The sequence below is a fragment of the Enterobacter sp. 168J2 genome (assembly GCF_034107265.1).
Taxonomy (GTDB): Bacteria; Pseudomonadota; Gammaproteobacteria; order Enterobacterales; family Enterobacteriaceae; genus Enterobacter; species Enterobacter nematophilus.
The window spans coordinates 12,815-39,319 of sequence record NZ_JAWNEB010000008.1 but is presented as its reverse complement, the minus strand read 5'-3'; the positions used below and the strand labels follow the sequence as shown (position 1 = coordinate 39,319).

At 57.4% G+C, this 26,505-nt stretch carries 24 protein-coding genes; 11 read left to right on the top strand and 13 right to left on the bottom strand.

Annotation, left to right across the window (positions count from 1 at the left end; all coding sequences use genetic code 11):
• Position 1: 1 nt before the first annotated feature.
• From xylH to xylF, 3 genes are all read right to left on the bottom strand, one after another.
• A complete protein-coding gene (gene xylH, locus USG84_RS18495; RefSeq protein WP_218728084.1) occupies positions 2-1,183 on the bottom strand; it encodes a xylose ABC transporter permease XylH in 1,182 nt (393 codons plus the stop codon).
• A complete protein-coding gene (locus USG84_RS18490; protein WP_151412685.1) occupies positions 1,161-2,702 on the bottom strand; it encodes a xylose ABC transporter ATP-binding protein in 1,542 nt (513 codons plus the stop codon). Before USG84_RS18490 ends, xylH begins: the two co-directional genes overlap by 23 nt.
• Before the next feature lie 72 nt (positions 2,703-2,774).
• Entirely contained in the window at positions 2,775-3,767 is a 993-nt protein-coding gene (xylF, locus tag USG84_RS18485) for a D-xylose ABC transporter substrate-binding protein (RefSeq protein ID WP_151412686.1), read from the bottom strand.
• A 371-nt stretch (positions 3,768-4,138) separates the two neighbouring features.
• On the opposite strand from xylF, the gene xylA reads away from it, so the two are divergent.
• From xylA to USG84_RS18465, 4 genes are all read left to right on the top strand, one after another.
• Positions 4,139-5,461, top strand: a complete 1,323-nt coding sequence (xylA, locus tag USG84_RS18480; RefSeq protein ID WP_253543459.1) for a xylose isomerase — start codon at positions 4,139-4,141, stop codon at positions 5,459-5,461.
• A 61-nt stretch (positions 5,462-5,522) separates the two neighbouring features.
• Complete coding sequence (xylB, locus tag USG84_RS18475) at positions 5,523-6,977, top strand: xylulokinase (RefSeq protein WP_151412687.1); 1,455 nt, start codon at positions 5,523-5,525, stop codon at positions 6,975-6,977.
• Between the two features lie 103 nt (positions 6,978-7,080).
• Positions 7,081-7,620 carry an isochorismatase family protein gene (locus USG84_RS18470; protein WP_061096589.1) on the top strand — a complete coding sequence of 180 codons (540 nt, stop codon included), beginning with the start codon at positions 7,081-7,083 and terminating at the stop codon, positions 7,618-7,620.
• On the top strand, positions 7,620-8,540 hold the full coding sequence (locus USG84_RS18465; RefSeq protein WP_151412688.1) for a GlxA family transcriptional regulator: 921 nt from the start codon (positions 7,620-7,622) through the stop codon (positions 8,538-8,540). The genes USG84_RS18470 and USG84_RS18465 overlap by 1 nt, the downstream gene beginning before the upstream one ends.
• Here USG84_RS18465 and USG84_RS18460 read toward each other — a convergent pair.
• Positions 8,533-9,528 carry an acyltransferase gene (locus USG84_RS18460; RefSeq protein ID WP_253540281.1) on the bottom strand — a complete coding sequence of 332 codons (996 nt, stop codon included), beginning with the start codon at positions 9,526-9,528 and terminating at the stop codon, positions 8,533-8,535. The two genes, USG84_RS18465 and USG84_RS18460, sit on opposite strands and share 8 nt — an antisense overlap.
• A 182-nt stretch (positions 9,529-9,710) precedes the next feature.
• On the opposite strand from USG84_RS18460, the gene USG84_RS18455 reads away from it, so the two are divergent.
• The 4 genes from USG84_RS18455 (at position 9,711) to USG84_RS18440 (ending at position 15,017) form a co-directional block, all read left to right on the top strand.
• Complete coding sequence (locus USG84_RS18455) at positions 9,711-10,016, top strand: YsaB family lipoprotein (protein WP_151412690.1); 306 nt, start codon at positions 9,711-9,713, stop codon at positions 10,014-10,016.
• A 161-nt stretch (positions 10,017-10,177) separates the two neighbouring features.
• Entirely contained in the window at positions 10,178-11,089 is a 912-nt protein-coding gene (glyQ, locus tag USG84_RS18450; protein WP_003860141.1) for a glycine--tRNA ligase subunit alpha, read from the top strand.
• Between the two features lie 9 nt (positions 11,090-11,098).
• A complete protein-coding gene (gene glyS, locus USG84_RS18445) occupies positions 11,099-13,168 on the top strand; it encodes a glycine--tRNA ligase subunit beta (RefSeq protein WP_253540284.1) in 2,070 nt (689 codons plus the stop codon).
• 229 nt (positions 13,169-13,397) lie between these two features.
• Positions 13,398-15,017: an ABC-F family ATP-binding cassette domain-containing protein gene (locus tag USG84_RS18440; RefSeq protein WP_253540288.1), complete on the top strand. Its 1,620-nt coding sequence runs from the start codon at positions 13,398-13,400 to the stop codon at positions 15,015-15,017.
• A gap of 38 nt (positions 15,018-15,055) precedes the next feature.
• On the opposite strand, the gene USG84_RS18435 is transcribed toward USG84_RS18440, so the two are convergent.
• Positions 15,056-15,343: an HTH-type transcriptional regulator gene (locus USG84_RS18435; RefSeq protein WP_028015078.1), complete on the bottom strand. Its 288-nt coding sequence runs from the start codon at positions 15,341-15,343 to the stop codon at positions 15,056-15,058.
• A 331-nt stretch (positions 15,344-15,674) separates the two neighbouring features.
• Between USG84_RS18435 and USG84_RS18430 the strand changes: the two genes are divergently transcribed.
• Together USG84_RS18430 and cspA are read left to right on the top strand one after the other, a co-directional pair.
• Entirely contained in the window at positions 15,675-16,385 is a 711-nt protein-coding gene (locus USG84_RS18430; RefSeq protein ID WP_045260020.1) for a DUF3053 domain-containing protein, read from the top strand.
• A gap of 246 nt (positions 16,386-16,631) precedes the next feature.
• Entirely contained in the window at positions 16,632-16,844 is a 213-nt protein-coding gene (gene cspA, locus USG84_RS18425) for an RNA chaperone/antiterminator CspA (RefSeq protein WP_003860775.1), read from the top strand.
• 58 nt (positions 16,845-16,902) lie between these two features.
• Here the strand turns inward: cspA and ghrB are convergent, their stop codons facing one another.
• The 6 genes from ghrB to USG84_RS18395 all read right to left on the bottom strand — a co-directional run bounded on the left by ghrB (position 16,903) and on the right by USG84_RS18395 (position 22,938).
• The gene (gene ghrB, locus USG84_RS18420) at positions 16,903-17,877 is read right to left on the bottom strand and encodes a glyoxylate/hydroxypyruvate reductase GhrB (RefSeq protein ID WP_253540290.1); all 975 of its coding nucleotides are present in this window, start codon (positions 17,875-17,877) and stop codon (positions 16,903-16,905) included.
• A 26-nt stretch (positions 17,878-17,903) separates the two neighbouring features.
• A complete protein-coding gene (locus USG84_RS18415) occupies positions 17,904-19,184 on the bottom strand; it encodes an MFS transporter (RefSeq protein WP_061096581.1) in 1,281 nt (426 codons plus the stop codon).
• 117 nt (positions 19,185-19,301) lie between these two features.
• Positions 19,302-20,240 (bottom strand): sugar kinase, encoded by a 939-nt coding sequence (locus USG84_RS18410; protein ID WP_151412691.1) that lies wholly within the window; start codon positions 20,238-20,240, stop codon positions 19,302-19,304.
• Positions 20,241-20,243: 3 nt separating this feature from the next.
• The gene (locus USG84_RS18405; protein ID WP_320738411.1) at positions 20,244-20,993 is read right to left on the bottom strand and encodes a sugar phosphate isomerase/epimerase; all 750 of its coding nucleotides are present in this window, start codon (positions 20,991-20,993) and stop codon (positions 20,244-20,246) included.
• Between the two features lie 103 nt (positions 20,994-21,096).
• Positions 21,097-22,113: a LacI family DNA-binding transcriptional regulator gene (locus tag USG84_RS18400; protein WP_061096578.1), complete on the bottom strand. Its 1,017-nt coding sequence runs from the start codon at positions 22,111-22,113 to the stop codon at positions 21,097-21,099.
• Positions 22,114-22,275: 162 nt separating this feature from the next.
• The gene (locus USG84_RS18395) at positions 22,276-22,938 is read right to left on the bottom strand and encodes an OmpA family lipoprotein (RefSeq protein WP_061096577.1); all 663 of its coding nucleotides are present in this window, start codon (positions 22,936-22,938) and stop codon (positions 22,276-22,278) included.
• A gap of 212 nt (positions 22,939-23,150) precedes the next feature.
• On the opposite strand from USG84_RS18395, the gene USG84_RS18390 reads away from it, so the two are divergent.
• On the top strand, positions 23,151-25,430 hold the full coding sequence (locus USG84_RS18390; protein WP_061099600.1) for a molybdopterin guanine dinucleotide-containing S/N-oxide reductase: 2,280 nt from the start codon (positions 23,151-23,153) through the stop codon (positions 25,428-25,430).
• On the opposite strand, the gene USG84_RS18385 is transcribed toward USG84_RS18390, so the two are convergent.
• On the bottom strand, positions 25,393-25,839 hold the full coding sequence (locus USG84_RS18385) for an N-acetyltransferase (protein ID WP_061096576.1): 447 nt from the start codon (positions 25,837-25,839) through the stop codon (positions 25,393-25,395). The genes USG84_RS18390 and USG84_RS18385 overlap by 38 nt on opposite strands.
• The gene (gene tag / locus USG84_RS18380; RefSeq protein ID WP_151412692.1) at positions 25,817-26,398 is read right to left on the bottom strand and encodes a DNA-3-methyladenine glycosylase I; all 582 of its coding nucleotides are present in this window, start codon (positions 26,396-26,398) and stop codon (positions 25,817-25,819) included. The genes USG84_RS18385 and tag overlap by 23 nt, the downstream gene beginning before the upstream one ends.
• Positions 26,399-26,505: the final 107 nt, after the last annotated feature.

Here is a 26,505-nt window from a genome sequence, read left to right as displayed (position 1 = left end):
ATCAGGCTCGTCGCTTGGTGGCAGAGTCCATCCAGACTGCCAGTAAAAGAATGGCCCCCTTGACGATATACTGCCAAAACGTCGGGACGTCCATCATACTCATCCCGTTATCCAACGACGCCATGATAAATGCCCCCATAACCGCGCCCGCCACGCTTCCGATACCGCCTGCGAGGCTGGTACCACCGATGACGCAGGCGGCGATAGCATCCAGCTCGGCGATGTTACCGGCGGAGGGTGAGCCGGCCCCCAGACGCGAACTGAGGATCAGCCCGGCGATAGCGACCATCAGGCCGTTAATGGCGAAAACCGCCAGTTTGGTACGTTCGACGTTAATACCCGAAAGGCGAGCAGCTTCAAGGTTGCCGCCGATGGCATAAATACGGCGGCCAAACGCGGTGCGCGTCGCCATAAACATGCCGCCGAGCAGCAACAGCGCCAGCAGCAGCACCGGCGTCGGAACGCCGCGATAGTCGTTAAGAAGCCAGATAGCGCCCAGCACAATGACCGCTGTCAGCGCCTGACGTCCTACCACTGACGTTGACGCTGGCGACGTAAGACCCAGCGCCTGACGGCGCATACGTCCACGCCACTGCCACGCGACAAAGGCCAGCAGTCCCACCACGCCGATCGTAAAGCCTATGCTGTCGGAGAGGTAACTCTGGCCAATTTGCGACATCGCCGCGCTGGTGGGGGAGACGGTCGTACCGTTGGTAATACCGATCAAGATCCCACGGAAGGCCAGCATTCCCGCCAGGGTGACGATAAACGATGGCACCTTCCGGTAGGCAACCCACCAGCCGTTCCAGGCGCCTAAAACCAGCCCCAGAACCAGCGTGACAGCCACGGTCAGCGGCAGCGGCCAGCCGAGCCAGACGTCAAAAATGGCCGCCACGCCGCCGAGAAGACCCATCATCGACCCGACCGACAGGTCGATTTCCGCAGAGATGATCACGAACACCATGCCCACGGCCAGGATGCCGGTGATAGCGGTCTGGCGGAGCAGGTTAGAGACGTTACGCGCGCTCAGGTAAGAGCCATCCGTCATCCACGTGAAGAACAGCATGATGACGATAATCGCCGCGATCATCACGAAAACCTGCAGGTTCAGCGCTTTTAGCCCCGCGAACGCGCCGGGCGTCGGAACAGCGACTTTGATATCAGACGGATTGCTTTTCGACATGACGTTCGCTCCTTAAAGCGGCTTCCATCACCTGCTCCTGCGTCAGGTTCTGGTTAATCAGGTTGGCTTTCAGTTTCCCCTCGTGCATGACCAGCACGCGGTCGCTCAGGCCGAGCACTTCGGGTAACTCAGACGAGATGACAATGACGGCAATCCCTTGCTGTACAAGCTGATTAATCAGTTTGTAGATTTCGTATTTGGCACCGATATCGATCCCACGCGTTGGCTCATCAAGGATCAAAATGCGTGGATTGAGGAGCAGGCAGCGCGCCAGAATCGCCTTCTGCTGGTTACCGCCGCTCAGGCGGCCAATCGCCAGTTCCGGCGAGGAGGTTTTGACCTTCAGCCGGGCAAGTGACTGAAGGATGCACTGCTGCTCGGCGGCATCATCCAGGCTGCTCAGCGCGCCGGAGAACCGATCGAGCACCGCAAGGGTGATGTTTTTACCCACCGCCATGACCGGCACAATGCCGTCTTTTTTGCGGTCTTCCGGCACCATGGCAATGCCGCGGGCAATCGCCTGCTGGCAGTTGTCGATTTTCACCGGCTGGCCGTCTATGTAAATCGTGCCCTCCCAGCGCCCCGGCCACACGCCAAACAAGCACTGCACGGCTTCGGTGCGCCCGGCACCGACGAGTCCCGCAATCCCAAGAATTTCGCCGCTGTGAAGGGAAAACGAAACGTTATTGACCCGCTTAATGTGGCGGTTAACGGGGTGCCACGCGGTCAGGTTTTCCACGCGCAGCACTTCATCGCCCTGAGTGTGGGGCTCATTCGGGTAGAGCGCGGTCAGCTCGCGGCCCACCATCATGGTGATGATGTCATTTTCACTCATGCCCGCGGCTTCACGCGTGCCGATGTGTTGCCCGTCGCGGATCACGCAGATGGTGTCCGAAATGGCTTTAACCTCGTTCAGCTTGTGCGAAATGTAGATGCAGGCGATACCGTGGTTTTGCAGATCGCGGATGATATTGAGCAGAACCGCCGTTTCCTGTTCAGTGAGCGAGGCCGTTGGCTCATCGAGGATCAGCAGCCTGACCTGTTTATTCAGCGCCTTCGCAATTTCGACCAGCTGCTGTTGCCCCAGACCCAGATCGCCCACGCGGGTATCCGGCGAAATGTTGAGGCTCACCTGTGCCAGCAGCTTTTCACAGCGGAGCGTCATGGTGTCGTAATCCAGCACGCCGTGGCGGGAAATCTCGGCTCCGAGGAAGATGTTCTCCAGCACGGTGAGATGTTTCACCAGCGCCAGCTCCTGGTGAATGATGGCGATGCCTTTGCGTTCGGTGTCGCGAATGTGTGTCGCCTGGATGACTTCACCGGCAAAGACGATTTCGCCTTCGTAGCTGCCGTGCGGGTAGATCCCGCACAGCACTTTCATCAACGTTGATTTGCCCGAACCGTTCTCGCCACACAGCGAAACCACTTCGCCGGGGTTCAACCGGAGACTGACGTTGTCGACGGCTTTCACCGCCCCGAAGCGCTTGGTGATGCTTTTCATTTCAAGTAAATAAGGCATAACTGCTCCACATAACCCGAGGGAAGAACAGTACAACGTGATGCGCCCCCGCAGGGCAGGGGCAGCGCCGGATTACAGTTCGCTCTTCTTGTGGAAACCGTCTTTAATCACGGTGGCGTCAATGTTCTCTTTATTAACTTCAATTGGCGTGAGCAGGCGAGCCGGGACGTCTTTCAGGCCGTTATTCAGCGTCGCGTCTGCTTTAGGTTGCGTACCGTTGCCCAGCTCAACGGCAATTTCCGCCGCCGTATTGGCAAGTTCGGTAATCGGTTTGTAGACCGTCATGGTCTGGGTACCTGCGATAATGCGTTTTACGCCTGCCAGGTCGGCATCCTGACCAGAAATCGCGACTTTACCGGCCAGCCCCTGGGCACTCAGGGCCTGGATAGCCCCGCCGGCTGTGGCATCGTTGGAGGCCACGACAGCATCAATTTTGTTGTTATTGGCCGTCAGCGCGTTTTCCATAATCTTCAGGGCGTTTTCTGGCAACCATCCGTCGGCCCACTGATCGCCAACCACCTTAATTTTTCCGTTGTCGATGTACGGCTTAAGAACCTTCATTTGCCCTTCGCGGAACAGTTTGGCGTTGTTATCCACCGGCGAACCGCCCATCAGGAAATAATTGCCCTGAGGCACTTTATCGATCAGGCTTTGCGCCTGTAATTCGCCCACTTTTTCATTGTCGAAAGAAATATAATAATCAATATCGGCATTATTAATCATGCGGTCATAAGCGAGAACTTTTATGCCTTCCTGCTTCGCTTCTTTCACCACGTTACTTAATACCTGGCCGTTATAAGGGATAATGACCAGAACATCGACTCCCCGGTTGATCATATTCTCGATCTGCGACATTTGCGTTTCTTCATTGCCGTTAGCCGACTGAACAAACACATTCGCGCCGAGTGATTCCGCTTTTTTCACAAAAATATCGCGATCTTTTTGCCAGCGCTCCAGACGCAGGTCGTCAATCGCCATGCCAATTTTGACCTCCTTGGCATGCCCTGCAAAGCTTGCAAGGAGAAGCGTAGTGCAGAGCGTTAGGGTCAGGTTCTTTATCTTCATAATTATTAGGCCTTTTTGTAGGGGTATGTGTTGCTGAGATAAAAGAAACATTCACTGCTGGGTCGCAGCAAATTTTTAACGCGGAAAGGCGGGCTGGCAATTACAGATTTTTATCTTCTCATTACGATATTTGGTTTATTTCTGAATTTATGACCGCGATCGGATTTTAAAATTCGTAACGCCTTAATTACATTTGATTCTGGAATACGCGCCGAAAAATAGTTTGTCTGCGCATTATTTTGCGAGCCAGCGCACAGTTGTGCATTCTCTCAATAGCAGTGTGAAATAACGTAATTGAGCAACCTAAAATGTCTATTCACTATTACTCCTGTATCAACGACTCGCCGCATACCCTGATTATGGAGCTCAATATGCAAGCTTATTTCGACCAACTCGATCGCGTTCGTTACGAAGGCCCAAAAACGACCAATCCTTTAGCATTTCGTCACTACAACCCGGATGAGCTGGTGCTGGGTAAGCGCATGGAAGATCATCTGCGCTTTGCCGCCTGTTACTGGCATACCTTCTGCTGGAACGGCGCCGATATGTTCGGCGTGGGTTCCTTTGACCGTCCGTGGCAGCAGCCGGGTGAGGCCATCGAGCTGGCGAAACGCAAAGCCGACGTGGCGTTTGAGTTCTTCCACAAGCTGAACGTGCCGTACTACTGCTTCCATGATGTCGACGTGTCGCCGGAAGGGGCGTCGCTGAAAGAGTACCTGAACAATTTTGCGCAGATGGTGGATGTGCTGGCGGCAAAACAGCAGCAAAGCGGCGTGAAGCTGCTCTGGGGTACGGCAAACTGCTTCACCAACCCACGCTACGGCGCGGGTGCGGCCACCAACCCGGATCCGGAAGTGTTTAGCTGGGCGGCCACGCAGGTGGTGACGGCAATGAACGCCACGCATCAGCTGGGCGGCGAAAACTATGTCCTGTGGGGCGGTCGTGAAGGCTATGAAACCCTGCTCAACACCGACCTGCGCCAGGAGCGCGAGCAGATTGGCCGCTTTATGCAGATGGTTGTCGACCATAAGCACAAAATCGGCTTCCGCGGCACGCTGCTGATCGAGCCGAAGCCGCAGGAACCGACGAAGCACCAGTATGACTACGACGTGGCGACGGTGTATGGCTTCCTGAAGCAGTTCGGTCTGGAAAAAGAGATTAAAGTGAACATTGAGGCCAACCACGCCACGCTGGCGGGCCACTCATTCCATCACGAAATCGCGTCTGCAATTGCGCTGGGTATCTTTGGCTCTGTCGATGCTAACCGTGGCGATCCACAGCTGGGCTGGGATACCGATCAGTTCCCGAACAGCGTGGAAGAGAATGCGCTGGTGATGTACGAGATCGTCAAAGCGGGCGGCTTCACCACCGGCGGCCTGAACTTTGACGCCAAGGTGCGTCGCCAGAGCACCGACAAATACGATCTCTTCTACGGCCACATTGGCGCGATGGACACCATGGCGCTGGCGCTGAAAGTGGCGGCGCGTATGATTGAAGACGGCGAGCTGGATAAGCGCGTGGCGAAGCGCTACAGCGGCTGGAACAGTGAGCTGGGCCAGCAAATTTTGAAAGGTCAGTTATCGCTTGAGGAAATCGCGAAGTACGCTGAACAACATCAGCTGGCGCCGCAGCACCAGAGCGGCCACCAGGAGCTGCTGGAAAACCTGGTTAATCACTACCTGTTCGATAAATAACAGCATGCAGGCCCGGCAAGCGGAAGCACCGCCGGGCATTTCTGTCAAAGGAGTCACCGCAATGTATATCGGGATCGATCTTGGCACATCGGGTGTAAAAGCCATCCTGTTAAGCGAGCAGGGCGACGTGTTAGCAACGCAGACTGAAAAGCTGCAGGTTTCACGTCCGCATCCGCTGTGGTCGGAGCAGGACCCGGAGCAGTGGTGGCAGGCGACGGATCGCGCAATTAAGGCGTTAGGTGAACAGCATTCTCTGCGTGACGTGAAAGCCCTGGGGATGGCCGGGCAAATGCACGGTGCAACCTTGCTGGATAGCGAGCATCGCGTGCTGCGTCCCGCGATCCTCTGGAACGATGGCCGCTGTGCGGAAGAGTGTGCGCTTCTTGAGGAACGCGTACCCGCGTCCCGCGAGATCGCCGGCAACCTGATGATGCCGGGCTTCACCGCACCAAAACTCTTGTGGGTTCAGCGCCACGAGCCGAAGATTTTCCGTCAGGTGGCGAAAGTTCTGCTGCCAAAAGATTATCTGCGTTTTCGCATGACGGGCGATTTCGCCAGCGACATGTCCGATTCCGCGGGCACCATGTGGCTCGACGTGGCGAAACGCGACTGGAGCGAGGCGATCCTGGATGCCTGCCATCTGACCCGTGAACATATGCCCGCGCTTTTCGAAGGTAGCGAGGTGACAGGCACGCTGCTGCCGGACGTTGCCGAGCGCTGGAACATGCCTACCGTACCGGTAGTCGCCGGGGGCGGCGATAACGCGGCGGGCGCCGTGGGTGTCGGGATGGTTGAGGCGGGGCAGGCGATGCTGTCGCTGGGCACCTCCGGCGTCTATTTTGCCGTCAGCGACGGGTACCGCAGCAACCCCGAAAGCGCCGTGCACAGCTTCTGCCACGCCCTTCCCGGTAAATGGCATTTGATGTCGGTGATGCTCAGTGCGGCGTCCTGCCTGGACTGGGCAGCAAAGCTCACCGGCGTGGCCGACGTTCCTGCGCTCATTGCCGCGGCGCAGCAGGCGGATGACGCGGCGGGGACGGTCTGGTTTTTACCGTATCTTTCCGGCGAGCGTACGCCGCACAACAACCCGGAAGCGAAAGGGGTGTTCTTTGGCCTAACCCATCAGCACGGCCCGGCAGAACTGGCGCGTGCGGTTCTGGAAGGCGTGGGATATGCACTGGCCGACGGGATGGACGTGGTGCACGACTGCGGCCTGAAGCCGACAAGCGTCACCCTGATTGGCGGCGGCGCGCGAAGCCCTTACTGGCGACAGATGCTGGCGGATATTAGCGGGTTGCAGCTGGATTTCCGCACCGGCGGGGATGTCGGGCCCGCGCTCGGTGCCGCGCGTCTGGCGCAGATCGCCATGAACCCGGAAAAACCGCTTTCGCAGCTGTTGCCGCAGCTTACGCTTGAGCAGGCGCATTTCCCGGACGCGGCGCGCCATGCGCGGTACGCGGAAAGGCGCGACGTGTTCCGCAAAATTTATCAGCAGCTGCTGCCGCTGATGTCATAAACACGCTTGTCCGGGAGAGGCACGAGGATGTCCTTTTTTGGTCTGTGCGTGCCTTCGTTTCCTCGTCAGGATAAGGTCATACCCACTGACGAGGAGTTCCATCATGTCCCGCATCGCATTAATCAACATTGATACTCAGCAGTCGTTTCACCACCGCAGCTACTGGCAGGAGGACGATATTCCCGCCTTTCAGCAGGCGATGCTGGGGCTGATTGAAGGCTGCCAGGCGCGCAATATTCCGGTCGTTGATATTTTTCACGTTGATGAAGACGGCCCCTTCACCCTGCAAAGCGGCTATGTAAAACCGATGGCCTTTTTGCGTCATCAGCCGGATGTGATATTCCAGAAACACGTCCATAATGCCTTCACGGATACCGGGCTTGACCGCTGGCTGCGCGAGCGTGATATCAACCGGCTGATTATCTGCGGCATTCGCACAGAACAATGCTGTGAAACTACGGCCCGGGTGGCATCCGATCTGGGTTATGCTGTGACCTTTGTGAGCGAGGCAACGCTGACGTTTCCCATGACGTATAAGGGCATTACCCTTAGCGCAGCGGAGATTCGCCATCGTACCGAGACGGTGCTGGCCGGGCGTTTTGCCGAGATTAAAACGGTAGCGGAGACGCTGGAGTCACTGTAATGCGCATCGACGTCTGGTTTGTGATGTTGCCCGGAGTGCTGTCATTAGACATGACCGGCCCGGCAGAAACCTTTGTTCTGGCAGGCGATGCGTTTCGCCTGCATTACATAGGCCCGCAGCCTGATGTTCAGACGTCGATTGGCCTGTCGATGAGCGGCATTCAGCCGCTGCCGGAAAGCCTGCCTTCAGGCTGCCTGCTGGTATTGCCGGGTGTGAGCGACTCACGCTTTCAGTTCTCAACGCCACAGGCGCAGCAGATCCAGCACTGGCTGATGCGGCTGCAGCCGCAAATACAGCGCCAGGAAATCACCGTGATGTGCGTCTGTTCAGGGGCGCTGCTGGCGGCAAAATCGGGCCTGCTAAATAACCGACAGTGCACAACCCACCATGACGTTATCAGCCGTTTACGCACCGCGGCCCCTACGGCGACGATTAAAGAGAACCGGATATTTGTGCAGGATGAAAATATCTGGACCAGCGCAGGGATCACCTCGGGCATCGATCTGGCGCTGCACACGATCAACCGCCTGTGCGGCCCTGAAAAGGCGCTGGCAGTGGCGCGTGAGATGGTGGTCTGGTTCCGCCGCTCCGGTGACGATCCCCAGCTTTCTCCGTGGCTACGCTACCGCAACCATCTTCACCCGGCGATTCATCGGGCGCAGGATGCGCTCATCGCCGAGCCGCAAAAAACGTGGAGCTTGCCTGATATCGCCGCGCTGGCGCACGTCAGCCCGCGCCACCTTACCCGGCTTTTCCAGTCACATTTAGGGATTAGCGTTCGCGATTATCTGGAGCAGCTGCGTCTGGCGGTGGCGGAGCAGTGGCTGATGCAGGGACGCGGCGTGGAGCAGGCCTCACTGGCGGCAGGGTTTTCCTCCCCGCGCCAGTACCACCGCGCCCGGCAGCGAAGCGCTAACTGACGAAGCGGCGAACGTCTATTTTTTGCAGCAGCATCGACAGCAGCAGGCTGACAGCCAGCGTGGCGGCAAAAATCCAGACGATATCCAGCACCGGCCAGCTTTTCAGCTCAACGCCCCTCGTGCGCAGCGCGTGGATCACCAGCGCGTGAAAGCCGTAAATCCCGAGAGAGTGTCGCGAAATAACGTTCAGCACGGGCAGGGGACGCGCGTTCAGGGTGTTTTTGACGAGCGTAAGCAGCGATACGGCACAGATAAAGACCATCGGCCCGCAATAGAGATACCAGGTATCGGCAAAATTGCCGCGCCACTGAAGCTCATGCAGCGTCCCGCGTGAAATCACCGCCACGCCGGCGATAAACAGCGCCCCGCAGAGCCAGTTCAGACCGCGTTTTTGCGTGTCCATCATCCCGATGGCGCGCCCCAGCATGCCGTAAAGCACGTAGTAGAAGGTATCGCCGTTGATATAGAGGTTCACCGGCAACCATTCGAAACCGTCGATTTTCTGCGAGATCGTATTCGGGTTGGCGACAATGCCAATCACCACCATCAGGGCCAGGAGCATTTTCCCGCTGACGTTTTTCACCTGAATGAGCGGAGAGACAAGATAGATAACGATGATGGCGAAGAAGAACCACAGATGGTAGAACACCGGTTTTTGCAGCAAATATTTGAGGGATAACCCGGCGTTAATGGAGGTAAACAGGGCGATATAGAGCAGGGCAACGGCGCTGTAGAACCCCAGGCAGGCCGCGATGCGGATGAAGTGCCTCGGCTGCGCGCTACGCTCGCCAAAAAAGAGAAAGCCGGAAATCATAAAAAACAGCGGCACGCTGACGCGCGACGCGGAGTTGAGGATATTGGCAATATCCCAGTTAACGGGGCTGATGCTGTGGGCATTCGTGACATACCAGGTCGTCGTGTGGATCATGACCACCATCAGACACGCTATTCCTCGCAGGTTATCAATCCAGTTAATTTTTGACGGCATCAGTTCCTCGTATTCCCTGTAAAGTGAGTGTGACTCCCGTTGTCCAAAAGTCTTCGTTTGGAAAATTCTGAGTTTTATGTGCAGGCTTGCCGGGAGACCGTGAGATTCGCAGAATGGCAGACCTTAATCTATAAAAGTGTTGATACTAAAAATAACAGCCGCTGACCAGGACGGTAATAAAAATGATGATGAAGCGTGTGGTATCACTCTTTCTGCTGTTGATGCTGGCAGGATGCAGTGCGCCACAAGAAGTACCCGTGCAAAAAGCGCAGCAGGGCAAAATAAGCCCGGAGCGTTCACTGAATATGGAAGCGCTCTGCAAAGACCAGGCCGCTCGACGCTATAACTCGAACGCTCAGAAAATTAACGTCATCGGATTCGAGCGCTTTCAGGGCAGCTATGAGCTTAGAGGGTATACTGCGCGTAAAGAGGGCTTTGTCTGCTCGTTTGATGCGGACGGTCAGTTTTTACATCTCTCCATGCGCTAGCCTGCTCGCATAATCAGCAGCCAGACGCCGCCAGCGTTCTGGCCGGAAGGCTTATTTCCCCAATTTTCCCTAAACAACCCCGTTTCGTACTGTATATCTTGCAGCCAGCGGGTATACTGGTCCCTTCCATTTAAAACCACACGTATCCAGCACGAAATACTATGCAAAAGTTTGATACCAAGACCTTCCAGGGCCTGATCCTGACCTTACAGGATTACTGGGCTCGTCAGGGCTGTACCATTGTTCAACCTTTGGACATGGAAGTCGGCGCCGGCACTTCACACCCGATGACCAGCCTGCGCGCGTTGGGGCCAGAGCCAATGGCGACCGCGTATGTGCAGCCTTCCCGTCGTCCGACCGATGGTCGTTACGGTGAAAACCCGAACCGTCTGCAGCATTACTATCAGTTCCAGGTGGTGATTAAGCCATCACCCGACAACATTCAGGAACTGTACCTCGGGTCGCTGAAAGAGCTGGGTATGGATCCAACCATCCACGACATCCGTTTCGTGGAAGACAACTGGGAAAACCCAACGCTGGGTGCCTGGGGTCTCGGTTGGGAAGTGTGGCTGAACGGCATGGAAGTGACCCAGTTCACTTACTTCCAGCAGGTTGGCGGTCTGGAATGTAAGCCAATCACCGGTGAAATCACCTACGGTCTGGAACGTCTGGCGATGTACATTCAGGGCGTAGACAGCGTTTACGACCTGGTCTGGAGCGACGGCCCGCTGGGTAAAACCACCTACGGCGACGTGTTCCATCAGAACGAAGTGGAGCAATCCACCTATAACTTCGAATACGCGGACGTGGACTTCCTGTTCACCTGCTTCGAGCAGTACGAGAAAGAAGCGCAGCAGCTGCTGGCGCTGGAGACTCCGCTGCCGCTGCCTGCCTACGAGCGTATTCTGAAGGCCGCCCACAGCTTCAACCTGCTGGACGCCCGCAAAGCGATCTCCGTGACTGAACGTCAGCGCTACATTCTGCGTATTCGTACCCTGACCAAAGCCGTTGCAGAAGCTTACTACGCGTCCCGTGAAGCCCTTGGCTTCCCGATGTGCAACCGAAACAAATAAGAGGCGGCCATGTCTGAGAAAACTTTCCTGGTGGAAATCGGCACCGAAGAGCTGCCACCAAAAGCCCTGCGCAGCCTGGCTGAATCTTTTGCTGCGAACGTGACCGCCGAGCTGGATAACGCTGGCCTGGCGCACGGTAAAATTGAGTGGTTTGCTGCACCGCGTCGTCTGGCGCTGAAAGTGGCAAATCTGGCGGCGTCTCAGCCGGATCGTGAAGTTGAAAAACGTGGCCCGGCGATTGCCCAGGCGTTCGACGCGGAAGGCAAGCCGAGCAAAGCGGCAGAAGGCTGGGCGCGCGGCTGCGGTATCACCGTTGATCAGGCCGAGCGTCTGACCACCGATAAAGGCGAATGGCTGCTGTATCGTGCGCACGTGAAAGGTGAAAGCGCTGAAGCGCTGCTGCCGAATATGATCGCCACCTCGCTGGCCAAGCTGCCGATTCCTAAGCTGATGCGCTGGGGCGCGTCTGACGTTCACTTCGTGCGTCCGGTGCATACCGTGACCCTGCTGCTGGGCGATACCGTTATTCCGGCCACCATTCTGGGCGTGGCGTCCGATCGCGTGATCCGCGGCCACCGCTTTATGGGCGAGCCGGAGTTCACCATCGACAATGCCGACCAGTATCCGCAGATCCTGCTGGAACGCGGTAAGGTCATTGCCGACTACGAACAGCGTAAAGCCAAAATCAAAGCGGACGCGGAAGAGGCGGCCCGCAAGATTGGCGGTAATGCCGACCTGAGCGACAGCCTGCTGGAAGAAGTTACCTCTCTGGTTGAATGGCCGGTTGTGCTGACCGCGAAGTTCGAAGAGAAATTCCTGGCCGTTCCGGCTGAAGCGCTGGTGTACACCATGAAGGGTGACCAGAAGTACTTCCCGGTCTACGCCAACGACGGCAAGCTGCTGCCAAACTTCATCTTCGTGGCGAATATCGAATCGAAAGATCCGAGCCAGATTATCTCCGGTAACGAAAAAGTGGTGCGCCCGCGTCTGGCGGATGCCGAATTCTTCTTCAATACCGACCGTAAAAAGCGTCTGGAAGATAACCTGCCGCGCCTGCAGACCGTGCTGTTCCAGCAGCAGCTGGGTACGCTGCGCGACAAGACCGACCGTATCGCGGAGCTGTCCGGCTGGATCGCCCGTGAAATCGGTGCCGACGTTAACCACGCGACTCGCGCGGGCCTGCTCTCCAAGTGCGACCTGATGACCAACATGGTGTTCGAATTCACCGACACCCAGGGCGTGATGGGCATGCACTACGCGCGTCACGATGGCGAAGCGGAAGACGTGGCGGTGGCCCTGAACGAGCAGTATCAGCCGCGCTTTGCGGGTGACGATCTGCCGTCCAACCCAGTTGCCTGCGCCGTAGCGATTGCCGATAAGATGGACACCCTGGCGGGTATCTTCGGCATCGGCCAGCATCCTAAAGGCGATAAAGACCCGTTCGCGCTGCGTCGTGCCGCACTGGGCGTGCTGCGTATCATCGTAGAGAAAAACCTGAACCTCGATCTGCAAACGCTGACCGAAGAAGCGGTGCGTCTGTACGGCGACAAGCTGACCAACGCGAACGTTGTGGATGACGTGATCGACTTTATGCTCGGTCGTTTCCGCGCGTGGTATCAGGACGAAGGTTACACCGTCGACACCATTCAGGCGGTGCTGGCGCGTCGCCCAACCCGTCCGGCTGATTTCGATGCGCGTATGAAGGCGGTGTCCCACTTCCGTACCCTGGAAGCGGCATCTGCCCTGGCCGCGGCCAACAAGCGAGTGTCCAACATCCTGGCGAAATCCGACGAGACGCTGAACGAGCGCGTAAATGCCGCGTCCCTGAAAGAGCCGGAAGAGATTGCTCTGGCGATGCAGGTTGTGGTGCTGCGCGACAAGCTCGAGCCGTTCTTCGCGGAAGGCCGCTACCAGGAAGCGCTGGTTGAGCTGGCTGAGCTGCGTGACGTTATCGACGCCTTCTTCGAGAAAGTGATGGTGAACGTAGAAGATAAAGAACTGCGTATTAACCGTCTCTCCATGCTCGAAAAACTGCGCGAGCTGTTCCTGCGCGTGGCGGATATTTCGCTGCTGCAGTAATGTGCCCGCTGTTACAAATGCTTAAAACCCGCTTCGGCGGGTTTTTTTATACCGTGTCGCTGAAAATTTAACCTTGAAATGGTCAACCCATTACCGCTATCCTTATCCCCGTTAAATTTCTCGCTTCGGAGCGCCCGCCAAAAATGAACAAACACGACTGATGAATTTCGATCCTTGCTAAACGCCACCGCGTGGGCAGGGGATGTTTTGATTTCATTCAGGAGTGCTTATGGCTCATTTTGCGCAGTCCCCTTCTTTTATTTTGCATCAGGTCACCTGTCAGTTTGCGACGGGCGATACCCTTTTTGGTCCACTGAGTTTTTCGCTGGAGCCGTCTCTGTGCGCGCTGGTTGGCCGCAACGGCAGCGGGAAAACGCGTCTGCTGCGTCTGCTGGCGGGGCTTGATGAGCCTGCAAGCGGGCATATCGAACGTACCGGAACACATGTCTATGTGGCTCAGCAGCAGGACATTTCGCCGCACACGACGCTGGCTGAGCTGCTCGGGTACGAGGCGATCTTCTCGGCGCGAGCGCGCATCGACAGCGGCGATTACCAGCCTGACGATCTGGAAACGCTTGATGGATTCTGGGATTTAGCCGAACGTCTGGGCGAGGCGTTTGCCCGGGCGAAACTTCCGCCGTTTGAACCAGATAAGCCAGCCGGTGAGCTCAGCGGCGGCGAGCGCATTCGCGCGCTGCTGTGCGGGGCATTTACGGCTGAAGCGGATTTCCTGCTGCTGGACGAACCTACTAACCATCTCGATCGGCAAGGGCGGGCGTGGTTCTACGACCAGCTTAGTCGTTACCAGGGCGGCGTGCTTGTTGCCTCCCATGACCGTGAGCTGCTGGCGCAGGTGCCGCGTATTCTTGAGCTGAGCAGCGGCGGCCTGCGCAGCTACGGCGGGAATTATGCGGATTATCAAACCCAGCGCGATGCCGAACTGCAGGCGGCCCGCGCGGTGCTGGAGCATGCGGCCACGGAGCGCAAACGCACCCGCGCACGCATGCAAAAAGAGCATGACGACAGCCAGCGGCGTTCGGCAAAAACGTTGCGCACCGTCGATACCCTCAATATCGCGTCGTTTGAACGCGTCAAATATAAAAGCGCGGCGAAGGAACGTATCGGCTCATGGAAAAAACAGCACAGCGAGCAAAATGAAGCCCTGAACGCCGCGGTAAACAAGGCGCGTGAGCGGGTTGAAGAAGATAACCCGGTGATGTTTACCCTGCCGGGGAGTCAGATCCCGGAAGGCAAACAGGTGCTGGTGCTGGAAGATCTGGTGCTGCCGCATGTGCCTGTTCCTCCGCTCAGCTGGCGGATGGACGGGCCAATGCGCGTGGCGCTAAAAGGACCGAACGGCTGCGGAAAATCGACGCTGTTGAAAACAATCCTCGGCGACATTAGTCCACGCTCTGGAACCTGTAAGGTGTCGGTCAGCTGCGCTTATCTCGATCAGCATCTTTCCCGGCTCGATCTCTCGCAGTCGGTCATGACGCACCTCAACCTGGGCAATACGCCCCTGGAAGAGGGGATGTTACGCACCCGTTTAGCCCAGCTTCAGCTGGGGGCCGACAAAGTCTCGCTCCCGCTGGCGGAACTGAGCGGCGGTGAGCGTCTGAAGGCTGCGCTGGCCTGCGTGCTATGGCGCGCGGAGGCCACGCAGCTCCTGTTGCTGGATGAACCGACCAACCATCTGGATCTGGCCTCGGTGCAGGCGATTGAAGCGGCACTGGCCGGTTTCCCCGGCGCGCTGCTGGTGGTGTCACACGATGATGCGTTTTTAAAAGGGTTAACGTTGACGCACGAGATGGTGTGGGAGGAGACGGGCTGGCGTTTCGAGAGCCTTTAAACACAAGCCCCCGCAGAGGCGGGGGCGTTCAAACTTCACTACGCTATCTGTTTGCTGAGTGCAGGGTTGGCCTGAATCAGGCGCATCAGCTTTAGCTCGGTTGGGGTGGGTTTCTCTCGTTTTGACTCCCACTCCAGCACCATAGCCACGCTGACACCCATCGCTCTGGCGAATTCTTCAGTTTTCAGTCCTGTCCCTTTGCGCAATTGCTCATATTCTGTAAAGGGATTGGATTTTTGTTGCAGGGTAATGGCCTGCGGTACATCTTTAAAAACGATCTGTTCCAGACTGCTCAGCAGCTCAAACTCAGGATCTTTATATTCCATTGAGAACTCCTCTTAAATCTCACATCGTGATCAAGAACATCAGAGAGCCAATTAAGAATAGTCCCTAATACAAACCCAGGATCGTCACGGCTGTGACTAATCGTGCGGTAACGATCGCTTTATCCGATTCAGCTATATGGATAGTTATGCTAATTCCCTGATTAACCATATGTCGGCTTCGCCAGGTATTTTTTTGTAAATAGTAAGAAATAAATCGGCAATAGTCGTTTTACATGAAAAGAGTATCTTGCAAGGCTGACCTGGACTATCCTTGTCAGCGTCGGGCACGCGTGTGCCGGTGTGCGCTTTTTTGGGTGAAAGGAGTAATAAAATGGCGACAGGAAAGTCCTGCTCTCGCTGGTTTGCGCCTATTGCGGCGTTGTTGATGGTTGTTAGCCTGAGTGGGTGTTTTGATAAAGAAGGCGATCAGCGCAAAGCGTTTATCGATTTTCTGCAGAATACAGTGATGCGCAGCGGCGAGCGGTTGCCGACGCTGACTGCGGATCAGAAAAAACAGTTTGGCCCCTTTGTGTCCGATTACGCCATTCTTTATGGGTATTCACAGCAGGTGAGCCAGGCGATGGACTCCGGTATCCGCCCGGTAGTGGATAGCGTGAACGCCATCCGTGTTCCCCAGGATTATATGACTCAGCGCGAGCCGCTGCGCCAGTCCAACGGCGCGCTCGGCGTGCTGAGCCAGCAGCTGCAGAATGCGAAAATGCAGGCTGACGCGTCACGTTCTGCGTTGAAGCAGGGCGAGGATCTGAAACCGGTCTTCGATAAAGTGTATGAGAAAGTGGTGACGAAACCGTCTGAAGCGATACAACCGCTGATTCCGGCCGCGCAAGTCTTCACTCAGCAGCTGGTTCAGGTCGGGGATTTCATCTCCCAGCAGGGGACGCAGGTGAGCTTTGTTGCTAACGGCATTCAGTTCCCAACCTCGCAGCAGGCAAGTCAGTACAATACGCTGATTGGGCCGCTGGCCGCCCAGCACCAGGCCTTTAGCCAGGCGTGGGGCGCAGCTGTTGCTGCCACAGAATAACCCGAAAAACCCCGCCTCAGGCGGGGTTTTTTTATGCCTGCAGAAAATAACGCTTGTTATTCTTCTACCACATCGGTATAACTATCCCCGTCGGTTTGTTACACAGACCTAAAGCAGTTTAGTAAAGCAGTCCAGATTGTTATCCATAGATACCCTTCGTAGTGACCCTTCCTTCATCGCTTAAAAATCTGTAACGCAATCCATCAAGCCGGAAGGCACAATATATTTGTTAATAAGGTAATTTCTATGTCTGCTAAAATGACTGGTCTGGTTAAATGGTTCAACGCTGATAAAGGTTTCGGCTTCATCACTCCTGACGATGGCTCAAAAGACGTGTTCGTACACTTCTCTGCTATCCAGAACGATGGCTACAAATCTCTGGACGAAGGTCAGAAAGTTTCCTTCACCATCGAAAGCGGCGCTAAAGGCCCAGCAGCTGGTAACGTTGTAAGCCTGTAAGCTTCCAACCCAGTAGCACAAAATTCAAAAACCCGCCTTCTGGCGGGTTTTTTCGTTTCTACCGTTGGATCTGCGGGTTCACGCAGTTTTTATCCACTTTTCCGGCAAGCGCGGCAATCAGGTTGTCTACCGCCGTCGCCGCCATGTTGTAGCGCGTTTCGTGGGTAGCAGAGCCGATGTGTGGCAGGGCGACGACGTTTGGCATGCTCAGCAGCGGAGAATCCACCGGAAGCGGCTCCTGTTCGAACACGTCCAGACCGGCGGCGTGGATCTCGCCGTTTTGCAGCGCCTCAATCAGCGCCTGCTCATCTACCACCGGGCCGCGACCCGCGTTGATGAAGATGGCGGACCTCTTCATTTTTTCAAACGCGGATTTGCCAATCAGATGGCGCGTTTCCTCCGTCAGCGGCAGGATCAGGCAGACAAAGTCGGCTTCCTGCAGCAGCGTATCCAGCTCGCAGTAGCGCGCGTTGAAGCGTTCTTCTGCTTCACTGTGATGACGGCGCGCGTTATACAGAATCGGCATGTTGAAGCCGAAATGCGCGCGCTGCGCCAGCGCCAGCCCGATACGCCCCATACCCACGATGCCCAGCGTTTTGCCATGCACATCCACGCCGAACCAGTCCGGCCCAATGCTTTTCGTCCATTCGCCGGCTTTCACGCGCTCGGCCACTTCCACCACGCGGCGGGCCGTGCTGAGCACCAGCGCCATCAGCGTGTCCGCCACGGTTTCCGTCAGGGCATGCGGCGTATGCATCAGCAGGATTTTACGGGCGTTCAGGGCATCCACGTCGAAATTGTCATAACCCACGGAAACGGTAGAGGTAGCACGAAGCTTCGGCATTTTCTCCAGCAGGGCGATATCCACTTTTTCGCTTGAACCCAGCAGGCCTTCGGCGCTGGCGAACGCATCGGCGTGCTGCGCCACGGTCTCCGGGCTCAGGTTCTTCACCTGCGTAACGGTGAAGTGTTCTTCCAGGCGTTTCTGCAGATCTTCCGGCAGAGCTTTATACAAAATGACGGACGGCTTCATGCTAATCTCCGTTGATTTTTAAGGATTCAGGCGTGGCGTGCGCCGACGATGTGCTGTTGATTATTAGCAGGCTTAACAATCAGAGTAAGCCACACGGAGGCGAAAAGCGCCACCCCCATAAAGATGTACGACGCGGACGGGCTGCCGGTGGCACCGTTCAGGTAGCCGACAAACCAGGAGCCGCAGAACGACCCCAGCGCGCCCATGCTGTTAATCAATGCCATCGCGCCACCCGCGACGTTACGCGGCAGCATTTCCGGGATGATGGCAAAGAACGGACCGTACGGGGCGTACATGGCGGCACCGGCAATCACCAGCAGGGTATAAGAGGCCCAGAAGTGATTTGCGCCCACGGCCCACGAGCCGATGAAGGCGAAAGCAGCAATCAACAGCAGCGGCCAGACGAACAGCTTGCGGTTTTGCAGCTTGTCCGACGCCCAGGAGACGATAATCATCGCGATAGTCGCGGCCAGATACGGCACGGAAGAGAGCCAGCCCACTTCCACCATGCCGAGGTTTTCGCCGCCGCTGCGGATAATCGACGGCAGCCACAGCACAAACCCGTACACGCCGATACTCCAGGCAAAGTACTGCGCGCAGAGCAGGATAACGTTGCGGGAGCGGAACGCTTCACCGTAGTTACGTACCGCCTTCAGCCCCTGCTGCTCTTTATCCAGCTGCGCCTGCAGCGCGGCTTTTTCATCTTCGGAGAGCCACTTCGCCTGGGCAGGCTTATCTTTTACCAGCACCCACCAGCAGAATGCCCAGATAATCGCGGGAACCCCTTCGATGATAAACATCTCGCGCCAGCCGAAGGACTGGATCAGGTAGCCGGAGACTACCGACATCCACAGTACGGTGACCGGGTTACCGAGGATCAGGAAGGTGTTCGCGCGTGAACGCTCAGACTTAGTAAACCAGTTGCTGATGTAAATCAGCATCGCCGGCATGACCGCCGCCTCAACGACGCCGAGGATAAAGCGAATGGCGGCCAGGGCAGGAATATTGTTCACCACGCCGGTCAGTGACGCGCAGGCGCCCCACAGGATCAGACAGATGAAGATCAGCTTACGCACGCTGCGGCGTTCCGCGTAAATCGCACCGGGGATCTGGAAGAAGAAGTAGCCCAGGAAGAAAAGGGCGCCCAGCAGGGATGAAATACCTTTGGTGATCCCGAGGTCTTCGGTGATCCCCGCCGCGGACGCGAAGCTGAAGTTGGCACGATCGAGGTACGCCAGGCTGTACGTGATAAACACGATTGGCATGATGTACCACCAGCGTTTTACTGCATTGGTCGAACTGTTCATAGGCTTGCCTCTGTTGTTGAGGTTGTTACCGCCGTTGTCTGTAGGGTACACGGTGGCTTAATTATTTGGTGCGGCTTGCTGCCCTCACCCTGGCCCTCTCCCACAGGGAGAGGGAATTTAAACGCCGAGCTCTGCTCGCGTTGGCAATCCTTCGCTGTCTCCCTGCACCTGAATGGCCAGTGAGCCAATCTTGTTGCCCCGCGCGACGGCCTGCTGCAGCGGTTTGCCTTCCAGCAGCGCGCTAATGACGCCCACGGCAAAGCCATCGCCCGCGCCGACGGTGTCGACCACGTTCTCAACCTTCACCGCCGCGACCGCGCCCTGTTCGCCGTTGGCCGTTTTGAACCATGCGCCATCGGCACCGGTCTTCAGCACTACCGCTTTTACCCCTTTGTTCAGGTAGTAATCAGCAATGCCTTCCGGCGTATTTTCACCCGTCAGGATCATCCCCTCTTTCAGGCCCGGCAGAACCCAGTCCGCCTGGAACGCCAGGCGGTTCAGCTTCTCGACCATTTCCGCTTCGCTTTTCCACAGCACCGGGCGCAAATTCGGATCGAAAGAGATCGTTTTGCCCTGCGACTTCATGGTCGTTGCCGCATGGTCCAGCAGTTCATAGGAACTGTCAGAGAGCGCTGCCGCCACGCCGCTCAGGTGCAGATGGCGCGCGGCGGCAAAATAGCCGGCGTGGTAATCTTCCGTTGAGAGATGGCTTGCCGCCGAACCTTTACGGAAATACTCCACGATGGGATCGGTTCCATTTTCGACCTTCGATTTAAGCTGAAAGCCGGTCGGAAAGCGTCCGTCGAGGGTGACGCCTGCGGCATCAATATTCTCTTTTTTCAGCGAGTCGAGAACGAAATGGCCAAAGCTGTCGTCCCCCACGCGGCTGACCCAGCCGACGTTCAGACCGAGACGCGCCAGGCCGGTCGCGACGTTCAGCTCTGCGCCCGCTACGCGTTTGATAAAGTGCTCTACCGCGCTCAGCTCGCCCGTTTCGGTCGCGACGAACATCGCCATGGCCTCGCCGATCGTGATGACATCCAGCGTCTTGTACATGGTTTACTCCTCGCGCAGCAGGTTGACGTAATGGCGGGTAACGGCGGTCAAATCCGCCCCTTCCAGCGGGAACTCAATACCGCGCGGGGCATCTGCGGGCAGCTGGCCGAGCAGATCCAGCCAGCGCGCATCTGCGCGGTCCGGCGCCACGGCGCGGAAGTTATCTTTATGCGGAACGGCGGCTTTAACGTGGATATAGCTCACCGCTGGGGCCAGGTGACGCGCGGCCTCTTCGGGGGAGTCGCCGACCCACAGCCAATTGCCCATGTCGAAGGTCAGCGTGACGGGCAAGGCCAGTTCCCGGCAGGCGGTCTGGAAGCGTCGCATGGGCGCGAGCTGCCCGCAGTCGGTCTGATCGTTCTCCACGACCAGCGCCATACCGCTGGCGTTCAGCAGGGCGCGCAGGGCGTCGAGAGGCTGCGCGTCGCGGAAATGGCCCAGGGAAACCTTCAGCCACAGGGCGTTAAGGGTGTTGGCCTCAGAGAGATAGCGGGGCAGGTCCGGGTTGAGAGTGCCGTCGGACATAAACAGGGCGGCGGGCGCAGAGTAGCACGCCAGCAGACCCATCAGCTCAATGGATTCGCTCAGTGCGGGCAGCGCCAGCAGCTCTTCGCTGGTAAACAGTTCGCGGCGGATCTCCACGCCGTCTGCCCCTGCGCCTGCAATAACGGGCAGCATCGCCCGCTGACCGCCTGCCTGTCGCACCTGTTCCGCGCCATACGCGGCGGTGACCACCATGATTTTCCTGCCCATCTCCGGACTCCATCGCAACATATCAATACTATTACGCTAGATGGAACCGGTTCCAAAGAAAAGATCAGGATGTCGAATTTATGATCGGTATCACAAGGGGGAATTAACGGGCGGTGGAGCCGCGAACGATCAGCTCGCCGGAGAAGACCTGCTCGCGTACGGCATCGCGGGTGCCTTCTATACGACGAACCACTTGTTCTACAGCAGCATAGCCAATCTGCCAGGTGGGTTGTTTAAGGGTCGTAATGCCAACGCCAGCCAGCTCTGCCCACTCCAGCTCATCAAAGCCCAGCAGACCGATATCGCTGCCCCAGTGCAGGCCAATGCGCTTAAGCGAGCGGGCGACCTGAAGCGTCAGCGCCCCGTTGGCTGAGATAACGGCTTTGCGCATCCCGCGATGGCGAGTATGGAACTGGCGCAGGGTGTTGTCGATCTGGTCGGCTTCGTGAAGCGGCGTTTCGGCATTTTCGGCGATCGCACCGGGATAACGGGCAAGCGTGGCGCGAAATGCCGCCAGGCGATCGCGTCGGGTATTTACCATGCCCAGCGGTTCGCTCAGGAACAGAATCGCTTCGAAGCCCTGTTCGATCAGGTGCTCGGTCGCGGTTGTGGCTGCCTGGGTGTTATCCAGCCCAACCACATCGCAGGCGAATTCCGGGATTTTACGGTCGATGAGGACCATGGGCAGGGAGGATTGCTGCAGGCGGTTCAGGCCCTCTTCACGCATGCCTACCGCGTTAACCACAATCCCTTCCACCTGGTAGCTGCGCAGCAGATCGAGGTAGTGCAGCTCCTGGTCAACCTCGTTATTGGTATTACAGACCAGCGGCGTAAAACCCTTCTCGCGGCAGGCGGCTTCAATACCGCTGAGGACGTTGACGGAGTAGGGGTTGGTGATATCGGCGATGATAAGGCCAATCAGTCGGGTGCGGCCGCGTTTGAGCCCGCGCGCCATCAGGCTGGGGCGGTAGTCGAGATCGGCGATAGCCTGTTCAATACGCGCCAGCAATGCGTCGGACAGCAGATGTTTCTCGCCGTTAAGGTAGCGCGAAATGCTGGTTTTACCGGTTTTGGCGGCTTTCGCTACGTCGCTGATGGTGGCCCGGGCTGGTTTGCTCATCGCTGATTTCCCTGAATTTAGTGAGAATACCTTAGCGGGAAAATCAACGATGGCAAGTGGTTCATTATGGAAGGTGCTGCTTGATGCCCTCACCCCAACCCTCTCCCACGGGAGAGGGCGCAAACACTAAAAACGGCAACGGGGTTGCCGTTTTGCTTTTACCTACTGAATCGGGCTCAACGTAATCTCTACGCGACGGTTCTGCGCTTTACCTTCCGCCGTGCTGTTGCTGGCGATAGGGTTGGCAGGGCCCATGCCGCTGGTGCGGATGCGGTTTGCATCAACGCCCTGGGTAATCAGCGAGCTGGCCACGGAATCGGCGCGCTGCTGAGACAGACGCATGTTCAGATCCTGGCCGCCGGTGCTGTCGGTGTAGCCAATCACGTTAACTGCGGTCTTGTTGTACTCTTTCAGCACCATCGCCACGCCGGTCAGGGTGTTCGCGCCCGCAGGTTTCAGCGTGGCGCTGCTGCTGTCAAAGGTCACGTTGTTCGGCATGTTCAGGATGATGTTGTCGCCGCTGCGGGTGACGCTCACGCCGGTTCCCTTCATTTTGTCGCGCAGTTTTGCTTCCTGTACGTCCATGTAATAACCGACGCCGCCGCCCAGGGCCGCGCCCGCCGCTGCGCCAATCAGCGCACCTTTGCCGCGGTCTTTCTTGGAGGAGGAGAGCGCCCCAACGCCTGCGCCTACCAGCGAGCCGATGCCTGCGCCGATGCCGGATTTACCCGCTTCGCGCTCACCGGTGTAAGGGTTGGTTGTGCAGCCAGAAACAGCCAGTGCACCGCTCACCAGAGCGGCAATAACGAGTACGCGTTTTTTCATCTTCTTTCCTTAATCCTTTTTATTCTTTGCCACGGCGAGCGTGGCAGTTGATTATGACGTCCAGATACGGAGAAAATTCCGGGTATAACTCTGAAATTTGTGACAAACCATAAACGGCCTCAACGAGAAGGCCGTAAAACCTGCACGCAACCAGGAGCGCACGCTTGAGCACCTCAACAAAAACCATTCTGACCGCCGCCCACTGGGGGCCGATGCTGGTCGAAACCGATGGCGAAAATGTTCTGTCCTCCCGCGGGGCACTGCCAACACAACATCCCAATTCGTTACAGACCGTCGTTCGCGATCAGGTGCACAGCAAAACGCGCGTGCGCTGGCCGATGGTGCGCAAGGGTTTTCTGGCCTCGCCGGATAAGCCGCAGGGGATCCGTGGTCAGGATGAGTTTGTTCGCGTGAGCTGGGACGACGCGCTGGCGCTGATCCATACGCAGCATAAGCGCATTCGCGACAGCTATGGTCCATCGTCCATTTTTGCCGGCTCTTACGGCTGGCGTTCGAACGGCGTTCTGCACAAGGCCTCGACCCTGCTGCAGCGCTATATGAGCCTGGCGGGAGGCTATACCGGTCATCTGGGCGACTACTCGACCGGCGCGGCGCAGGCAATCATGCCGTACGTCGTGGGAGGAAACGAAGTGTACCAGCAGCAGACCAGCTGGCCGCTGGTGCTGGAGCACACCGACGTAGTGGTGCTGTGGAGCGCCAACCCGCTGAACACGCTGAAAATTGCCTGGAATGCCAGCGACGAGCAGGGGATTGGGTATTTCGACGCGCTGCGCAAAAGCGGGAAGCGCATCATCTGCATTGATCCGATGCGTTCTGAAACCATGGATTTCTTCGGCGACAGCGCCGAGTGGATTGCTCCGCATATGGGCACCGACGTGGCGATGATGCTGGGCATCGCGCATACGCTGGTGGAGAACGGCTGGCACGACCGCGACTTCCTCGCCCGCTGCACCTCCGGCTTCGACAAATTCGCCGACTACCTGACGGGCCAATCCGATGGGGTAGTGAAAACGGCAGAGTGGGCCGCGGAAATTTGCGGCGTTCCTGCGGGGAAAATCCGCGAACTCGCGACACTGTTCCATAAAAATACCACGATGTTCATGTCCGGCTGGGGGATGCAGCGCCAGCAGTTCGGCGAGCAGAAACACTGGATGCTGGTGACGCTTGCCGCGATGCTCGGACAGATTGGCACGCCGGGCGGCGGTTTTGGTCTTTCCTATCATTTTGCGAACGGCGGTAACCCAACGCGTAAAGCGGCGGTGCTGGCGTCCCTGCAGGGCTCGGTGCAGGGCGGCGTGGATGCCGTGGATAAAATCCCGGTGGCGCGAATCGTTGAAGCCCTGGAAAACCCGGGCGGTTTTTATCAGCATAACGGCCTGGACCGTCACTTCCCGGACATTAAGTTTGTCTGGTGGGCGGGCGGGGCGAACTTCACGCACCATCAGGATACCAATCGCCTGATCCGCGCCTGGCAAAAGCCGGAGCTGGTGGTGATTTCCGAGTGCTTCTGGACCGCCTCGGCCAAACACGCCGACATCGTGCTGCCGGCGACCACGTCGTTTGAGCGTAACGATCTCACCATGACCGGCGATTACAGCAACCAGCACATGGTGCCGATGAAGCGCGTGGTGGCCCCGCGTGACGAAGCGCGTGATGATTTTGACGTGTTTGCCGAACTGAGCGAGCGGTGGGAAGCGGGCGGTCGCGAACGCTTTACCGAAGGGAAAAATGATCTGCAGTGGCTGGAGAGTTTCTATCAGATCGCCGGACAGCGCGGTGCGGCGCAGGGCGTGACGCTTCCGCCATTTGCTGAGTTCTGGGAGGCGAACCAGATTCTCGAAATGCCGGAAAGCGAACAAAACGCCCGGTTTGTCCGTTTCGCCGATTTCCGCCGCGACCCGGAGAACCATCCGCTGAAAACCGAGAGCGGCAAGATTGTGATCTACAGCGAGCGCATCGCCAGCTTTGGATATGCCGATTGTCCGCCACACCCTTCGTGGCTGGAGCCGGACGAGTGGCACGGCAACGCTCAGCCGGAGCAGCTGCAGGTGCTGTCTGCCCATCCGGCGCATCGTCTGCACAGCCAGCTTAACTACACCTCTCTGCGCGAGCAGTATGCGGTCGCCGGGCGAGAGCCGATTACGCTGAACACCCTTGACGCCAAAGCGCGTGGGATTGCGGACGGTGACGTGGTGCGCGTCTGGAACCAGCGTGGACAGGTGCTGGCAGGGGCGCTGGTCAGCGACGGCATTAAGCCAGGCGTGATCTGTATACACCAGGGAGCATGGCCCGACCTTGAGCCAGCCGAAGGTGGGATCTGTAAAAACGGGGCGGTTAACGTGCTGACCAAAGATCTCCCCAGCTCGAAGCTGGGGAATGGTTGCGCGGGGAACACGGCGCTGGCCTGGGTTGAGAAATACCAGGGCCCGAAGCTTACCTTAACGGCGTTTGATCCGCCTGCCAGCTCATAATCCACGTCGGGTGCTGGGTATCATCCTGCCAGGCGCTGTCTTCAATGCGAAAGCCCTGAGCGTGGTAGAAATTCACCGCCCGGACGTTTTTCTGGTACACCTCCAGGCTTAAGTGCGGGAAGCGCTGTTGAACATGGTTCAGCAGCGCGCGCCCGATGCCTTTTCCGATATACGCTGGCGTAACGAACAGCGCCCCCACAAACTGCGACTGTATGACGCTGATAAACCCGCGCGGCGTGCCGTTCTCTTCCCACACCCAGGTTTCCGCCGCGGGCAGGTAGACCTCCCGCACCATGGCTTCGTTCTCTTTCCAGTAGCTTGCGCTAATAAACGGGTGCGCCTCGGTGGTGCTTTCAAGCCACAGGCTCAGGAGCGGATCGGCATTTTCACTTTGCCATTTGCGGATCATGTTGCCTCCCCGGATGACAGAAGCAGCCGGTGACATGGTCGTTGACCAGGCCACAGGCCTGCATAAAGGCGTAGCAGATGGTGGAGCCGACAAACTTAAAGCCGCGTTTTTTCAGTGCCTTAGATAGCGCGTCAGACGCAGGCGTGGACGCCGGGATCTCCGCCAGCGTGGCGGCCTGCGTGATTTGCGGATCGTTATTCACGAACGACCAGACAAACTCTGAGAACGATTCGCCGTTTTGTTCCATCGCCAGCCAGGCGCGGGCGTTGCCGATGATGGCCTGGATTTTACCGCGATGGCGGATGATACCGGCATCCTGCACCAGCCGCTCTACGTCATCTTCGGTCATGGCGGCGACGGCAACGGGATCGAACTGGTGGAAGGCGTTGCGGTAATTTTCGCGTTTCTTCAGTACCGTAATCCATGATAACCCCGCCTGCTGGCCCTCCAGGCAGATCATCTCAAAGAGTTTTTTGCCATCCGTCTCCGGTATGCCCCATTCCCGATCGTGATAGTCGATATAAAGCTGATCCTGGCTTACCCAACCGCAACGTTCCATCCGTCATCTCCCTTATTGATACTGAATTTCGCAAAATTTTCATTCCGTCAGTCTTGACGTGCCTGGTATAAAGACAATAGTTAATACAGGGCCATATGCTCTCTAAA

Excerpts from the sequence above, each read along its gene's own strand:
- xylH (WP_218728084.1), bottom strand. The coding sequence starts at position 1,183 with ATGTCGAAAAGCAATCCGTCTGATATCAAAGTCGCTGTTCCGACGCCC.
- USG84_RS18490 (WP_151412685.1), bottom strand. The coding sequence starts at position 2,702 with ATGCCTTATTTACTTGAAATGAAAAGCATCACCAAGCGCTTCGGGGCG.
- xylF (WP_151412686.1), bottom strand. The coding sequence starts at position 3,767 with ATGAAGATAAAGAACCTGACCCTAACGCTCTGCACTACGCTTCTCCTT.
- xylA (WP_253543459.1), top strand. The coding sequence starts at position 4,139 with ATGCAAGCTTATTTCGACCAACTCGATCGCGTTCGTTACGAAGGCCCA.
- xylB (WP_151412687.1), top strand. The coding sequence starts at position 5,523 with ATGTATATCGGGATCGATCTTGGCACATCGGGTGTAAAAGCCATCCTG.
- USG84_RS18470 (WP_061096589.1), top strand. The coding sequence starts at position 7,081 with ATGTCCCGCATCGCATTAATCAACATTGATACTCAGCAGTCGTTTCAC.
- USG84_RS18465 (WP_151412688.1), top strand. The coding sequence starts at position 7,620 with ATGCGCATCGACGTCTGGTTTGTGATGTTGCCCGGAGTGCTGTCATTA.
- USG84_RS18460 (WP_253540281.1), bottom strand. The coding sequence starts at position 9,528 with ATGCCGTCAAAAATTAACTGGATTGATAACCTGCGAGGAATAGCGTGT.
- USG84_RS18455 (WP_151412690.1), top strand. The coding sequence starts at position 9,711 with ATGATGATGAAGCGTGTGGTATCACTCTTTCTGCTGTTGATGCTGGCA.
- glyQ (WP_003860141.1), top strand. The coding sequence starts at position 10,178 with ATGCAAAAGTTTGATACCAAGACCTTCCAGGGCCTGATCCTGACCTTA.
- glyS (WP_253540284.1), top strand. The coding sequence starts at position 11,099 with ATGTCTGAGAAAACTTTCCTGGTGGAAATCGGCACCGAAGAGCTGCCA.
- USG84_RS18440 (WP_253540288.1), top strand. The coding sequence starts at position 13,398 with ATGGCTCATTTTGCGCAGTCCCCTTCTTTTATTTTGCATCAGGTCACC.
- USG84_RS18435 (WP_028015078.1), bottom strand. The coding sequence starts at position 15,343 with ATGGAATATAAAGATCCTGAGTTTGAGCTGCTGAGCAGTCTGGAACAG.
- USG84_RS18430 (WP_045260020.1), top strand. The coding sequence starts at position 15,675 with ATGGCGACAGGAAAGTCCTGCTCTCGCTGGTTTGCGCCTATTGCGGCG.
- cspA (WP_003860775.1), top strand. The coding sequence starts at position 16,632 with ATGTCTGCTAAAATGACTGGTCTGGTTAAATGGTTCAACGCTGATAAA.
- ghrB (WP_253540290.1), bottom strand. The coding sequence starts at position 17,877 with ATGAAGCCGTCCGTCATTTTGTATAAAGCTCTGCCGGAAGATCTGCAG.
- USG84_RS18415 (WP_061096581.1), bottom strand. The coding sequence starts at position 19,184 with ATGAACAGTTCGACCAATGCAGTAAAACGCTGGTGGTACATCATGCCA.
- USG84_RS18410 (WP_151412691.1), bottom strand. The coding sequence starts at position 20,240 with ATGTACAAGACGCTGGATGTCATCACGATCGGCGAGGCCATGGCGATG.
- USG84_RS18405 (WP_320738411.1), bottom strand. The coding sequence starts at position 20,993 with ATGGGCAGGAAAATCATGGTGGTCACCGCCGCGTATGGCGCGGAACAG.
- USG84_RS18400 (WP_061096578.1), bottom strand. The coding sequence starts at position 22,113 with ATGAGCAAACCAGCCCGGGCCACCATCAGCGACGTAGCGAAAGCCGCC.
- USG84_RS18395 (WP_061096577.1), bottom strand. The coding sequence starts at position 22,938 with ATGAAAAAACGCGTACTCGTTATTGCCGCTCTGGTGAGCGGTGCACTG.
- USG84_RS18390 (WP_061099600.1), top strand. The coding sequence starts at position 23,151 with ATGCTGGTCGAAACCGATGGCGAAAATGTTCTGTCCTCCCGCGGGGCA.
- USG84_RS18385 (WP_061096576.1), bottom strand. The coding sequence starts at position 25,839 with ATGATCCGCAAATGGCAAAGTGAAAATGCCGATCCGCTCCTGAGCCTG.
- tag (WP_151412692.1), bottom strand. The coding sequence starts at position 26,398 with ATGGAACGTTGCGGTTGGGTAAGCCAGGATCAGCTTTATATCGACTAT.